The 14,465-nt window shown below is 34.0% G+C and carries 15 protein-coding genes and 1 tRNA gene; 13 read left to right on the top strand and 3 right to left on the bottom strand.

Annotation, left to right across the window (positions count from 1 at the left end):
• Nucleotides 1-167: 167 nt before the first annotated feature.
• From CS884_RS10910 to CS884_RS07185, 12 genes are all read left to right on the top strand, one after another.
• On the top strand, nt 168-323 hold the full coding sequence (locus CS884_RS10910) for an IS3 family transposase (protein WP_143434421.1): 156 nt from the start codon (nt 168-170) through the stop codon (nt 321-323).
• Nucleotides 324-467: 144 nt separating this feature from the next.
• Nucleotides 468-1,481 carry an ornithine carbamoyltransferase gene (gene argF, locus CS884_RS07235; protein ID WP_099321215.1) on the top strand — a complete coding sequence of 338 codons (1,014 nt, stop codon included), beginning with the start codon at nt 468-470 and terminating at the stop codon, nt 1,479-1,481.
• Nucleotides 1,482-1,844: 363 nt separating this feature from the next.
• Nucleotides 1,845-2,819: an ABC transporter substrate-binding protein gene (locus CS884_RS07230; protein ID WP_099321214.1), complete on the top strand. Its 975-nt coding sequence runs from the start codon at nt 1,845-1,847 to the stop codon at nt 2,817-2,819.
• Between the two features lie 10 nt (nt 2,820-2,829).
• Nucleotides 2,830-3,705: an ABC transporter permease gene (locus CS884_RS07225; RefSeq protein ID WP_099321213.1), complete on the top strand. Its 876-nt coding sequence runs from the start codon at nt 2,830-2,832 to the stop codon at nt 3,703-3,705.
• Nucleotides 3,692-4,447 carry an ABC transporter ATP-binding protein gene (locus tag CS884_RS07220; protein ID WP_099321212.1) on the top strand — a complete coding sequence of 252 codons (756 nt, stop codon included), beginning with the start codon at nt 3,692-3,694 and terminating at the stop codon, nt 4,445-4,447. Before CS884_RS07225 ends, CS884_RS07220 begins: the two co-directional genes overlap by 14 nt.
• A gap of 174 nt (nt 4,448-4,621) precedes the next feature.
• Nucleotides 4,622-4,915, top strand: a complete 294-nt coding sequence (gene citD, locus CS884_RS07215; protein ID WP_099321211.1) for a citrate lyase acyl carrier protein — start codon at nt 4,622-4,624, stop codon at nt 4,913-4,915.
• Nucleotides 4,912-5,805 (top strand): aldolase/citrate lyase family protein, encoded by an 894-nt coding sequence (locus CS884_RS07210; protein ID WP_099321210.1) that lies wholly within the window; start codon nt 4,912-4,914, stop codon nt 5,803-5,805. Before citD ends, CS884_RS07210 begins: the two co-directional genes overlap by 4 nt.
• Complete coding sequence (citF, locus tag CS884_RS07205; protein ID WP_099321209.1) at nt 5,802-7,346, top strand: citrate lyase subunit alpha; 1,545 nt, start codon at nt 5,802-5,804, stop codon at nt 7,344-7,346. Before CS884_RS07210 ends, citF begins: the two co-directional genes overlap by 4 nt.
• 21 nt (nt 7,347-7,367) lie before the next feature.
• Nucleotides 7,368-8,720, top strand: coding sequence for a CitMHS family transporter (locus CS884_RS07200; RefSeq protein WP_099321208.1), 1,353 nt, complete (start codon nt 7,368-7,370; stop codon nt 8,718-8,720).
• Nucleotides 8,721-8,771: 51 nt separating this feature from the next.
• Nucleotides 8,772-9,479 carry a GntR family transcriptional regulator gene (locus CS884_RS07195; RefSeq protein WP_099321207.1) on the top strand — a complete coding sequence of 236 codons (708 nt, stop codon included), beginning with the start codon at nt 8,772-8,774 and terminating at the stop codon, nt 9,477-9,479.
• On the top strand, nt 9,463-9,999 hold the full coding sequence (gene citX / locus CS884_RS07190) for a citrate lyase holo-[acyl-carrier protein] synthase (RefSeq protein ID WP_099321206.1): 537 nt from the start codon (nt 9,463-9,465) through the stop codon (nt 9,997-9,999). The genes CS884_RS07195 and citX overlap by 17 nt, the downstream gene beginning before the upstream one ends.
• Complete coding sequence (locus tag CS884_RS07185; RefSeq protein WP_099321205.1) at nt 9,999-11,003, top strand: hypothetical protein; 1,005 nt, start codon at nt 9,999-10,001, stop codon at nt 11,001-11,003. The genes citX and CS884_RS07185 overlap by 1 nt, the downstream gene beginning before the upstream one ends.
• 143 nt (nt 11,004-11,146) lie before the next feature.
• On the opposite strand, the gene citC is transcribed toward CS884_RS07185, so the two are convergent.
• The 3 genes from citC to CS884_RS07170 form a co-directional block, all read right to left on the bottom strand.
• Nucleotides 11,147-12,145 (bottom strand): [citrate (pro-3S)-lyase] ligase, encoded by a 999-nt coding sequence (citC, locus tag CS884_RS07180; protein ID WP_099321204.1) that lies wholly within the window; start codon nt 12,143-12,145, stop codon nt 11,147-11,149.
• A complete protein-coding gene (locus tag CS884_RS07175; RefSeq protein ID WP_099321203.1) occupies nt 12,138-12,902 on the bottom strand; it encodes a triphosphoribosyl-dephospho-CoA synthase in 765 nt (254 codons plus the stop codon). Before CS884_RS07175 ends, citC begins: the two co-directional genes overlap by 8 nt.
• 132 nt (nt 12,903-13,034) lie before the next feature.
• Nucleotides 13,035-13,111: transfer RNA gene (locus tag CS884_RS07170), tRNA-Pro, on the bottom strand.
• Nucleotides 13,112-13,311: 200 nt separating this feature from the next.
• On the opposite strand from CS884_RS07170, the gene CS884_RS07165 reads away from it, so the two are divergent.
• Nucleotides 13,312-14,463, top strand: coding sequence for an NADP-dependent malic enzyme (locus CS884_RS07165; RefSeq protein WP_099321202.1), 1,152 nt, complete (start codon nt 13,312-13,314; stop codon nt 14,461-14,463).
• The last annotated feature ends 2 nt before the right edge of the window (nt 14,464-14,465 follow it).

The following is a 14,465-nucleotide window of genomic DNA, read 5'->3' as shown; positions in this document are numbered from 1 at the left end:
TTAACAAGAAACTAAAAGGAATCTTATAAATTCCCCAAAAAGAGGATATAAGATAACCTTAAAGTTGTATTTAATACCAGAGTAAGCTAAAATGCTAACTCTGGTATTTCTTTGCTCATATCTTAGCAGAATAGGTAAATTTATTCTTTATTTCATTGTAATCTATTATGAATTCTATTAATTTTATTTCGATTGCTCATACGAGTGAATTAGTTGATGAAATAGAAAAATATGTCAAATACTACAATGAAGATAGGATTAAAAAAATTAAAAGGAATCTCTCCTGTTATGAACAGACCACATTCCACAAAAAAATTATTTAGTTATTCTGTGTTTACGGGTTCAGCTTAGAAGGAGGACATTATTTTATTTTTTTCTTTAAAAATATAAAACAAGACTAGACTTTTAGTAAATATTTTATATAATAAGAGCCTTAATTATGGTATATTAATACAAAGGAGAAAGAGATGGAAATTGATTTACGAAATAGAAATTTTCTCGCTATGCAGGATTTTTCTGAAGAGGAGATTTTATATCTTATAGATTTGTCGGCAGAATTTAAGAAACTAAAAAAAGAAAAGAGACCTCACAAGTATTTGGAAGGGCAAAATTTAATCCTTCTTTTTGAAGAATCCTCCACAAGGACTAGGACCTCTTTTGAGGTAGCAGCCTTTGATCTTGGAATGGGAGTAAGCCTCATAAGTTCAAATTCAAGTAAACTTGGTGAGATAGAGACCATAGAAGATAGTATAAGCGTATTTGATCGTTACTTTGACGGAATAGTCTATAGGGGAAATAAACAAGCTATGCTTGAAAAGCTTGTTAATATGACAGAAGTTCCTATCTATAATGCTATGACTGATATAACTCATCCAAGCCAAATGATTTCAGATATGCTTACCATAAGAGAGAAGTTTGGCTATCTTAAGGGTCTTAATTTATTGTATTTGGGTTATCCAGGAGATATTATGCCTAATTCCTTATCTATCACTTGTGCTAAGCTTGGGATAAATTTCACAGCAGCAGGTCCTAGGGAATATTTTCCTAAGGAGGACTTTATTGAACTTTCCAAGCACTTTGCCGAAAAGCACGGTTCAAAGATTATCTATACAGAAGATTTAGAGGAAGCTATAAAAGATGCGGACGTTGTCTATACTGATATGTGGATCTCTTTGACAGAGATTAACCATATTCCAGTTCGTAGAATTTTGAAACTTTATCCTTATAGAGTTGATAAGAAAGTCATGGATAAGACAAAAGATAAGGCAATATTTATGCATTGTCTTCCTGCTTTTCACAATAAAAAATCAAAGCTTGCCAAGAAAGTCATTGCTAAACTTCCAAAAGATATGGATTTTGATGGGATGGAAGTCACTAATGAGGTGTTTAGGTCAAAAAAGTCTATGGTTTTTGATCAAACGGAAAATAGAATACCTGCTGTAAAGGCTATTTTGTATTCGACTTTAAGAAGCGAATGGTGAATAATATCTAAAAAAATAAATAAATTCGCATAAATATTTGACAAAAATACTAGAAGGCTGTATTATCTATTTAACGAAAAAATGTGATTACAGAAAGACAGTTTATAAGAATTATTTTAGAGAAAAGACGGTTGGTGCAAGTCTAATAAGGATTATTTACTTATTCCCTCTGTAGGCAGAATAGCTGAAAGAAGTAAGCTGTTACGGAAGCTACCGTTATCTGAAGCAAGGAGTTGATAGACTCTTGTGAGGTAATCTTTTAGATTATAAAATTAGGTGGTACCACGAATTTCACTCGTCCTAAATAGGGCGAGTTTTTTTATTGGAAAAACCTATCTATCAAAAAAATTTTGGGAGGATATTATGAAAAAAACAATCAAAAAAATGTTAGGACTAGGCCTTGTGGCTTTGTTATTAGCCTCATGTGGGAAGGCAGAAAATAAGGAGCAAGCCAAAGATGGAGCAAATAGTGGAGATAAATTAAAAATCGGCATAGTTCAAGTTGCTGATCATCCATCTCTTGATGCTGCAAGAGAAGGCTTCATAGAAAAGCTCGATAGCGAAAATATTTCCTATGAATTAATTGATCATAGGGCTAATGGAGATCTATCTCTAATAGCTCAATTTGCTACTGACCTTAATAATAAAAATGCTGATTTGATTTATACAATAGGAACTCCAGCTGCTCAAGGCGTTGCAAATACTATAAAGGATAAGCCAGTTATTTATTCAGCTGTAACTGATCCAGAAGGGGCAGGCCTTAAAGCAGATAATCTTACAGGAGTTTCTGATTATGTGGAGGCAGGAAAGCTCATCGATGACTTTTTAAAATTATATCCAGATACAAAAATTTTTGGAACCATGTATAACACTAACGAGCAAAATTCAGTAGTTCAAATCGAAGCCTTGGAAAAGGCTCTAAGCCAAAGAGGACTAAAACTTGAAAAGCTAGGAGTTTCATCAATAAACGACATTCCTCAAGCTATAGCAACTCTTAAGGGAAAAATCGATGCTATGGTTACAGTTACCGACAATGTTGTAGTAAATGCTATGCCAGTTATAAGCGAAGCCTTAATAAAGGAAAAGATTCCATCAATTGCCTATGATGAAGGAAGTGTTAAGAATGGAGCCTTAATTAGCGAGGGAGTTAATTACAAAGAACTTGGTAGCCAGGCAGGAGCTTTGGCAGCACAAATCATAAAAGAGAAAAAAAGTCCAAAAGACCTTCCTTACGAGAAGGCCACCAGCATAAAGACTCTAGTAAATAAGAAAACTGCTGAAGCTTTAGGTCTTGACCTCAATAATGAAATTTTAAAAAATGCTGAAAAAATAGAATAAGGAAGAAAAAATGACAGCTTTATTATCATCAATGGGAGCGAGCATTGAAATAGGATTGATTTTTGCAATCCTTGCCATGGGCTACATGCTTACTTACAAATTTTTAAAATACTACGACCTATCCTTGGAAGGAACCTATCCTCTGGGAGCTTTCCTTACGGCAGTTATAATCCAAAAGGGCCTTGGGCCTTATCTAGGAATCATTGGTTCAATCGTAGCTGGAGGCCTTGGAGGATGCCTTACCTACTTTTTCTACAAAAAAGTAAAGGTAGATCCTCTTCTTTCAGGAATTTTGACCCTCACCATACTCTATTCTATAAATCTTAGGGTTGGAGGAGTAAGTAATATTCCTATAGCAGGAAGCCCAAGCATCTTTGGTGATCTTCCAAAGTGGCCAATCCTTCTAGTTCTTACAATTCTAATCAAGCTTGTAATTGATTATTATCTAAGAAGTGAGGCAGGCTATCTATTAAAAATAACTGGAAATAATAGAAAACTCGTAAAGCAACTAGGGAAAAATCCCGATGGGATGATTATGATAGGCCTTATCCTATCTAATGCCCTAATAGGCCTTAGTGGAGGTCTTATGGCAAACTATCAAGGCTTTGCTGATATACAAATGGGAACTGCTATGATTGTAACAGGCCTAGCTTCAATAATCATAGGAGATACTATAATGAAATCTTCTGATAAGCTAAGAGATAGTTCAAGAGCTATAATGGGTGCAATAGTCTATAGGATAATATCAGGTCTTGCAATATACTTAGGACTAAATCCAAACGACCTAAAACTTATCACTGCTCTTATTGTTATAGTATTCATCTCCTACAACAACTACTTATCTAAAAGAAAATATAATAGGATGGTAAACAATGCTCGAGATTAAAAATATATACAAATCCTTTAACCTGGGAACAAGCGAAGAAAATTCTATCTTTAAGGATTTTTCTCTAAGTGTTGAAGAAGGAATAGCGACAACCATAATAGGACCTAATGGATGCGGTAAATCTACTCTAATGAATTTAATAACTGGGGCCCTTCCCCTTGATGGAGGACAAATTCTTGTAAATGGTGAAGATATATCAAAGCTTAGTGAAGAAAAAAGATCAAAATATATGGGAAAGGTCAACCAAGATCCCAAAGATGGGGTAGCAACCAATCTCGATATCTATGAAAATATGGCTCTTGCCCTAAAAAAGGGAGAAAGATTCGGCCTTAGATCACTGAGAAAATCTGCCGATAAAGACGAAATAATAAGAAGGCTTAAGAAGTTAAATCTAGGACTTGAAAATAAGCTTCACACTAAAACAGGTCTTTTATCAGGAGGTCAAAGACAATCCTTGGCCCTACTGATGGCGACAGCAAAAAAACCTGCTTTACTTCTTTTAGATGAGCATACAGCAGCTCTTGACCCAAAGACTAGTAGAAACATTATGGATATGACTAGAAGCTTGATAGATAAGGAAAACATAACAACCCTTCTTATATCCCACAACCTAAGAGATGTAGTGAGATATTCAGATAGGATAATTATGCTAAATAAGGGTGAAGTTGTCCTAGACCTAAGAGCAAAGGATATAACAGAAGAAGATTTAGTAAAAGCCTATAAGAAAAAATTAGGAGAATAAAGATAACCACTAGTGTGCATTGCAAGCTAGTGGTTTTTTAGTAAAACAAAATTAGATAAAATTTACATATTGCATTTATATTGTATTTAATCAATAAAGTACGTTTTTTATAGTAATTTGCTGTACAATAATAGTGACAGAGATGATGAAAACATTTTCTAGAAAGGAGAGTTTATGAAGATTCAAAACAAAGCAAATGCTGGAACCTTAGAATCTAGTGATGCAGAAGTTAGTGTTTATCCTTGTGATGAATTAAAAATTGAAGTAAAAAGTAGCGTATATGCTCAATTTGGCAGACAGATAGAAGAAACTGTAAAAGAAGTTTTGGATAAGCTTGATATTAAAGCAGGAGAAGTTGTTGTTGATGACAGGGGCGCCCTAGATTGCACAATTAGATCTAGAGTTCAAACAGCAATACTTCGCGCAAATGGTATAAAAGAGAACATTCCATGGGGGGATAAGATATGAAAAGAGAAATAAGACGATCCATGATGTTTCTAAATGCTCAAAGAGCATCTTTAGTAAAAGATCCTTACATATATGGCGCTGATTGCGTAATTTTAGACCTAGAAGATGCAGTAAGCATAAAAGAAAAAGATTCTGCTCGTGTACAATTATACAACACTTTGAAATATGTAGACTATGGTGATACCGAAATCTGGGTTAGAATCAATGCCACAGATAGTGAGTATTACAAAGAAGACATCAGAGCAGCTGTAGCTGGTGGGGCAGATGGAATAAGAATCCCAATGTGTGAAAGTCGCAAACAAGTTATTGAAGTTGAAAAATTAGTGGAAGAAGCTGAAAAAGAATTTGGAAGAGAAGTCGGCTCAACCATGCTAATGGCTGCACTTGAAACTCCACTATCTATAATCAATTGTTATGAAATTTGTAAATCTAGCAAAAGACTCATGGGAGTTGCTCTATCAGGTGGAGACTTTGCAAGAACTATGCATGCAAAAACTACAAAAACTGGCGAAGAGTATTTTCTAGCTCGTTCACAAATAGTATTATCAGCTCGTGCAGCTGGAGTAATGTGTTTTGATACAGTTTATACAGATCTTGACGATGAAGAAAATCTAAGACGTGAAACAGAAATGATAAAAAACATGGGATTTGATGGAAAATCAATCATATCTCCAAAACAAATAGACATAGTTCATGAAGTATTTACACCAAGCAAGGAAGAAATAAATAAGGCTGAAAGACTAGTTATAGGAGTAAAAGAGGCTGAAGAAGCTGGTGTAGGAGTTCTAACAGTTGACGGTAAAATGGTAGATATAGCTCATGTAGAAGGAGCAAAAAGAACACTAACAATGGCAAAAGCCGCAGGAATTTATGAAGGTGATTTAGTATGAAAAATGCAGTAAATAGAGAAATTCCAGACTATCTATTAGAAGATGGAAGCGAAATTTATAAAGGAGCTTATATAAACGATGGCAGTAAGCTTGTAAAAGTTACCCCTACAATAAAAACACAAATCAAACCAAGGGAAAGCAAGCTATTAGATAATTTAAAGGAATCTATCATAAAAACTGGCCTAAAAGATGGAGATACCATATCTTTCCACCATCACTTTAGAAATGGTGACTATGTAGCGGCTATGGTTATGGAAGCTATTCATGAACTTGGCATAAAAGATTTATTTATTTGTGCATCTTCTCTTGGAAAAGCCCATGCAAACTTTGTACCTATGATTGAAGATGGAACAATTACTGGTGTATCTACATCTGGAGTACGTGATGAGATTGGCGAGGCCATATCAGAAGGAAAACTAAAAAATCCTGCTTACATAAGAAGCCACGGCGGAAGAGTTGGGGCAATCGAATCTGGAAAAGTAAAAATAGATGTTGCTTTTATCGGTGCAAGCTCATCAGATGAATATGGCAACGCTAGTGGTATCAACGGTAAGGCAAATTGTGGTGTTTTATCCTATGCAGGAGTTGATGCAAAATTTGCTGACAAAGTTGTAGTAATCACAGATACTTTAGTTCCATTTCCAAACTATCCACATCCAATAAGTTCTGTAGATGTTGATTATGTAGTAGAAGTTGATAAGATAGGTGATCCACAAAAAATAGCATCAGGTGCCATAAGAATGACCAAAGACCCACGTGAGCTAAAAATGGCAAATTATTGTGCAAAAGTAATTGCAAACACAGAGTGGTTTAAAGATGGATTCTCATTTCAAACTGGAGCAGGCGGTGCTAGTCTTGCAGCAGCTGTAAAAATAAGACCATATCTAGAAGAAGCTGGCATTAAGATGGGCTGGGCAATGGGAGGAATCACTGGACCAATTGTAAATCTACTAAGAGATGGCTATGTAAGATATCTTGCTGACGATCAAGCCTTTGATATAGCAAGCGTAGAAAGTGTCTACACTGACCCTAATCACTTTGAAATCGACTCCGGTGAATACGCAAATCCACTAAACAAGGGTGCCTATGTAAATAAACTTGACTACGTAGTTCTTGGGGCATTAGAAGTTGACCGTGATTTTAACGTAAATGTCGTAGTAGGTTCAGATGGAACTATCCAGGGAGCACCAGGTGGACACCCTGACACAGCAGCAGGCGCTCACTGTTCAATAATTGTTGCACCACTAATCCGTGGTAGAATTGCAACAGTAAGAGAATCTTGCACATCTATTACAACTCCAGGGGAAACAGTAGATGTTATTGTAACTGATTATGGTATAGCTGTTAATCCAAGAAGAGAAGATATCTTAAAACAATTAGAAAAAACTGATCTACCACTTGTAGATATAGATTACTTGATAAAACGTGGCGAAGAAATTACCGGCAAATCTGATGAAATTCAATATGAAGATAAAGTTGTAGCAATAGTAGAATACAGAGATGGTTCTATCATTGATGTAATCAAAAAAGTTAAAAAATAATAAAAATATATAGGAGAATTAATGTTAGCAGCAGCAGGATTTATAATGATTGCACTAATCATTATATTATTACTAAAAGAAAAAATGAGCCCAGTTGCGGTTATGATCCTTATTCCAACAATTGCAGCTTTTGTCGTTGGAACTGGAATTGAGGATTTATCAACTTATGTCAAAGATGGTATGGATTCTATCAAATCTAATGCCTTTATGTTCATCTTCTCAATCTTATTTTTTGGGATTATGTCAGATGTTGGAGTATTTGATGCACTTGTTGATAAATTATCAGCTTGGGCAGCATCAAACCCTGTAAAAATCACTGTATCAACAGCAATCATTGCTATTATTGCCCACCTAGATGGTTCAGCAGCAGCAACTTTGCTAATAACAATACCAGCAATGTTACCAATCTATAAAAGACTTGGTATGAGAAGCCAAACTCTTCTTACAATAATCGCAGCTTCAATCGGTGTAATGAACTTATTACCTTGGGGAGGTCCAACAGTTCGTGCAGCCACAGTAATTGGAATGGATCCTACTGATTTGTGGAGGAGAATTATTCCAATCCAAATCCTTGGTGTAGTATTGGCACTTGGTATTGCAGTTATTCTTGGACTTCGTGAGAAAAAATATGCCATAGCAAATGTTAATTTGTCAAAGACAACAGAAGTTATCAATGTGGCAACACAATCAGCTGGATCAGTAAATGAAAAGACTGATGAAAAGAAAGAAATAGACGAAAGACTAAAAAAACTTTTACCAGTAAATATCATTTTAACTGTAGGTATTATTGCTCTACTTATGGCAAACAGCCTAATAAATCTTCCAAGTTATTATGTATTTATGCTAGGAACAGTACTCGGTATGATCATAAATTATCCAAATCTTAAGGATCAAAATGGAGTAATCAAAAAACACGCTGCAAGTGCTTTAACAATAGTTGCTACAATCATGGCAGCAGGTGTAATGGTTGGAATAATGGATGGAACTGGTATGCTTGATGCTATGGCACAAAGCATTATAAATATAATACCACATTCTATGGGTAAATTTATTCACGTAATATTTGGTATCTTGGGTGGTCCAATCGGCATGGTAGTTGGTACAGATGCTTACTTCTATGGAATACTACCTCCACTAGCTAGCGTTGGCGATGCTTTTGGCATAGCTCATGTTGATACAGCTATTGCAATGTTACTTGGTAAAAACTGTATATTATTGCTATCTCCGATGGTTCCAGCAACTTGGCTTGGTCTTGGACTATTTGATGATGAAATCACAATCAGAGGTCACATCAAAGCATCTATTGGTTGGTGCTATGGAATGAGTCTAATAATGTTAGCATTTGGATTAATGATTGGAGCAATTGCAATTTAGAAATTTTTAAAGCTCTTGCCTAAAGTGAGGGCTTGTTTTATAGGTGATATTATGAATGATAGTGAAAGCTTATATGATAATGTAAGAAGTAAAATAAAATATAATATAATAAATGGAAAATATCCAATGGGTATGAGGCTAAAAGCAAAAGAACTTGCTGATGAGCTTTATGTTTCACGAACCCCTGTGAATAAGGCTCTAAGTAGTCTCTATGAAGAGGGGCTTTTAAACTACAATAGAAATGTTGGCTATTCCGTAAGAATTATTACAATTGAAGATATTGAAGAAATTTTTAAAATAAGGCTTGCTTTGGATATAGTTGCTTTCAAAGAAGCAAGTTTAAACATGGATGAAGACGATTTTTCTTATATGAGAAGTCTTATTGACAGAGCGGATTTAGCTTCAAAAAATTGCCAGACAGATGATCTAAGGGAAGCTGCCAAAGTATTTAACCATACTATATATGAATATGCAGACATGCCAAGACTTACCATGATAATCGACAACTTAAATGATTATTTGGAAGTTCTTAGGAAATTTTCCTTTGATGGTAGAAGTGAAAACTCAAGATACCTCGTATCAGTAGAAGAACATAGTAAAATCCTTGACCTTATGCAAGCCCATAATTTCGATCAACTAGAAGATGTTATAATTAAACACTTGGAAGGATCTAGAAACTATATAATAGGTGAATCATATAAGTATCGGGACTTCATACTAATTGACGATAAGAGAAAACATAATGACAAAGAAGTATAAGTATTTTACAAAAGAAAATTCACCAAGCCTTGAAGAAGTACTTAATAATAGGGAAAAGAGAATCAGATTGATTAAGGATTTGCATAAAGAGTATCCATTTGCAAGTATTATCTGCTTTAAGTTAAATATCCCAGGCGAACAAAAGATAAACGATGCTGTATTAAAGATTTTTAATCAAGGTAAAGAGGAGATAGATTCGCTTTTAAATGATAAGATTTTAGTTAAGAAAATTAACAGAGATATAACAGGTCCTGAGTATTTCTTGGCAACGAGTGGTGATTATATAAAAATAAAAAAAGATATGGTAGATCTAGAGGAAAATTCATATTTCGGTAGACTTTATGATATTGACCTTTTCCACAATGGTGAAAATATCACAAGAGATATGCTTGGAATAGGACAAAGGAAATGTTTCTTGTGTGATAATGACGCCAAAGTTTGTGCAAGATCCAGAAAACACAGCGTTTATGAGATGATTACTTGGATTGAAACTTTGATAGATAGCTATGAGGGGGACTAATGAAAAATAGGAAAATAGAAATAGTAGATTCAACGCTAAGAGATGGTAATCACACAGTCGGAAATCAATTTAGCCTTGATGATATAGAAAAAATTGTAAAAGCTTTGGATGATACAGGAATTGACTATATAGAAGTGGGCTATGGATTTGGCATGGGTAGCTTTGCCAAAGAAGGTTTTGCTAGTGATGAAGAAATATTACAAAGAGCTATAAAATCATCTAAAAATAGCAAAATAGCTATCCTTGTCTTTCCAGATAAGGCTAAGCTTGAAACTTATGAAAAGCTATTAGACTTTGACATTGGTCTAGTAAGGCTTGCTGTTCAAGCTAGCAATGTAAAACCAGCAGAAGAATATATAAAGCTTGCCAGAAAAAAGAATATAAAAGTTGGCGGTTTTATGATGATGGCAAGTAGGTTAAATGCTAGTGAAATAGCAAATGAAGCAAAAAAACTTGCTTGCTATGGAGCTGATAATATAACAATTACTGATTCAGCAGGAGCTATGACTCCTAGCCAAGTAGTAGATGCCGTAAGAGAAGTTAAAGAAGCCACAAATCTAGAAATAGGATTTCATACTCACGATAACCTTGGACTTGCCGTTGGCAACACAATGCTTGCCATAGAAAATGGAGCAAATTTTCTAGATACAGCAATTGCAGGTCTTGGAGCAGGAGCTGGCAACACCAGAACGGAAACAATGCTAGCAGTTCTAAATAAAGAAGGATATGAGATAAAGGCCGATATGACCAAGGCTATTAATTGTGTAAAAATCTTAGCAGATATTGTAAAAGCTTACGGTCTAAATATTAAAAATATGGAAGATTTGATTTTGATAGGCTATTACGGCATATATTCAGCCTTTATGAAAAATGTAAAGGACCTTGCTGAAAAATATCAAATAAGCAAAAAAGATTTGATAGAAAATATTGCCAAAAATGCCTATGTACCAGGAGATGAAGAAAAGATAGAAATTCTTGCCAAATCATTAGCTGAAAATGTTTAAAGTATAGGAGTTTGACATTTGAAGGCGTAATTGCCAAAAATATTCTTTGTCAAAGCCTGTAAGCGTTTGATATTTGTATTTATTTACTGGGCATAAATTTAAAAACTAGAGGACTCATTTTTGCTAATGAGATCTCTAGTTTTTTATAATTTATGTTTTTTAATATAATCAAAAGTAGTCTGAGGAACCAAGTCCTTGATTTTATCAATCTTACCTTCATCTAGAAGCTTTCTGACACGAGATGCTGATATGACTTCTCCAGCGAATTTTTTTCTTGGTATTTCAACAAGCTCTGGAACATTTGGATTAGGATTTTCTTCAAAGATTACTCTCATAGTTTCATTGTAAATCCTAGTTGCTTCATCATTTGGTTCGGTGCCAACAAATCTTTTGTCAATTTCAAGAACTTTTCCTATATGGTATTTAAAAATTCTTGCATCAAGACTAGCATGGATTTTGGTGACTGATTTTTCTTCATCTATAAAATATGAAGGAAAAGTTGCTGCTGATACTAGATAAGAGTCTGTGGTGTGGATTATTATATTATCGTAGTTTTTAACACCTAGCTTTACCATTTCGTACCTATCTTTGGCAGAAAAATATGAAGCATCTTCGCTTACTACAAAAATATACAAGTAAGTAGAATGTTTTGATCCATAATCTACTAGATATTGGTGACCTAAAGTAAAAGGATTAGCATTTAAAACAATTGAGCCAATTACATCGCCATCGACTTTTCTTTGCCTTAATTTATTAAGATAAGATTTAAATCCATATCTTGATTTTTCCATGAATATTAATTCATTTCCAACTCTTTCAATTTCCTTAAAGCCTATTGAAGCAAAAGAAGTTTCATATATTGGTTTGGTGTAGACAAAAGCAGCATCATAGGAATTTTGATTAAGCTCACTTAGAAGAGTTGTCATCATTTCATTAAAAATCGCCCCTCCCTTGTAAGATGGATCTATTGCCACACATTTTATTATGTTTTTATAAATGGAGGCTGTTGCGATTAGCTTGGCATTTTCATATTTGCCAAAAGTTTTTTCGACATTTTCTTCAAAGCGTATGCCTTCTTGCTTAAGCAAAGTTTCTACATCGATTTTATCTTTTTCTAATAATTTTGGGTAAATTTTAATCATCAAAATCCTTCCTTAAATATTGCAAGGTCCTAATTGTAGTAAACAAATCGGCAACTCCACCTGATGAGATTTTATTTGCTAGATAATAATCACTTAAAATCTTTGCTTGTCTATAAAAATTTTTGTTATTATTTAATTTTAAGAGCTCACTAGCTTTTTCTTGGAGCATTTTTAATGTTTTAAGATCTGATCGTCCAAAAGTAGTTGTATCATCAGTATCTGCTATCAAATACAAAGTCAAATACAAATCACTTATATCTTTTGGGTAAATATCATCTACGATTTTGCTTAAAGATTCAAAACCACTTAGGGGATAAGATCTGATGTCATCAAGCTTATTTTTCTCCCATTTTCTAGCCTTATCCTTGGTCAAATAATCGCCAGATAGAGGCTTTGCCAAAATTTTTACATAAGAGTTTAAATCTTGCCAGTTTATCCTATCCATGTAGGCTTTAGCAAGAAACATATGTAGGAAAATTAATCCCTTGTGAGTATTTATACCACTTGTTGCTTCAAACATTTGATTTTCAACAACTTTTCCCATCTCACGAAGATGATCAAAATCACAAATTTTTGCCCAAGAAATCTCTTTCAAAGATTTTATTATTGAGTTTTTAGAAATTATAAATAAGTCATAGTCCATGTCATCGTGAGATCCCTTTGACCATAAATTGACACAGCCAAAAGAAAGTTCTCTATTTAATTCTTTGTCTATGGCTTTTGATAAAGCATCTGTGTAATTTTCAATATTTCTCATAGATATATTATAACATATGAAAATTTTATAGACTATTAAATCGATATAAAAAGCAAATAAAAAGCTAATTTATAAATTCATGAGTAAAAATTTGATGATAATTGTATTAATTAATCGTTTTTGTAAGGAATTTGGTCGGGGTGAAAGGATTTGAACCTTCGACCTCTTGTTCCCGAAACAAGTGCGCTACCAAACTGCGCTACACCCCGTCAATATTTATAATTATAGAGCTTTTTTTCTTATAAATCAAATCTATACGCTTTTTCACATAAAAATATAATTTGTTGTAATGAAATTAAGTTATTTGTGAAAAAGATTGTAATTTTTTAGCTTTAGTGTTAATATAAGCTTGTAATACTATTGGAAATTTAACAAGTAGAATATTTCTAGGAAAGTAAAGGAGTTTATTATGGACGTTTATGAAAAAGCACTAGAAAAACACAAACAATGGCAAGGAAAAATCGCCACAGAAATCAAAGCGGAAGTTAGAAATGCAGAAGATTTGACCTATGCTTATACACCAGGAGTTGCCCAACCTTGTAGAGAAATTGCAAAAGATGAAGAAAAAGCTTATGAATATACATCAAAAGCCAACACAATTGCAGTTATTTCTGATGGTTCAGCAGTTTTAGGTCTTGGTAATATTGGCGCAAAGGCAGCAATGCCAGTTATGGAAGGAAAAGCTGTCTTATTTAAAGCTTTTGGTAATGTAAATGCAGTTCCAATAGTTCTTGATACTCAAGATGCCGATGAAATAATTCAAACAGTTAAAAATATAGCACCAACTTTTGGTGGAATCAATCTTGAAGATATTTCTTCACCAAGATGTGTCTATATAGAAGATAAATTAAAAGAAATGCTTGATATTCCAGTATTTCACGATGACCAACACGGTACAGCTATTGTTACAGTTGCAGCTTTAATGAACGCATTAAAATTAGTAAATAAAAAACCAGAAGATATCAAACTTATTGTTTCTGGAGCAGGAGCAGCTGGATTTTCTTGTGCCAAATTAATAAGAGATATGGGAGTAAAAAATATCATAGTTTGCGATTCACATGGTGCAATAAGCGATACAATGTTAAGCTCTGGAAATCCTGTAAAAGCAAAAATTGCCGAAATGTTTAACCCAGAAAACTTCACAGGTTCATTAAAAGAAGCCCTAGTAGGAGCTGATGTTTTTGTTGGAGTTTCTGCTCCAAATCTATTAGATGAAGATGATATCAAAAAAATGAACAAAGATGCTATAGTTTTTGCAATGGCAAATCCAGTTCCTGAAATAGACTATGACCTAGCTAAAAAAGCTGGTGCAAGAGTAGTTGCAACAGGAAGATCAGATTATCCAAATCAAATCAATAACGTTCTCGCATTTCCTGGAATTTTCAAAGGCGCTTTAGAATCACGCGCTCCACAAATTACTGACCAAATGAAAATGGCAGCATCAAAAGCCCTAGCAGCCTTTGTAGAAGATGATGAACTAAACGAAGATTATGTAATACCATCTGCTTTTGAAGAAGGAATTGCTGATGCAGTTGCCAAAGCTGTAAAAGAACTAAAATAATT

The sequence above is a fragment of the Anaerococcus sp. Marseille-P3625 genome (genome assembly GCF_900232825.1).
Taxonomy (GTDB): domain Bacteria; phylum Bacillota; class Clostridia; order Tissierellales; family Peptoniphilaceae; genus Anaerococcus.
This window is presented reverse-complemented; position numbering and strand designations above follow the sequence as displayed.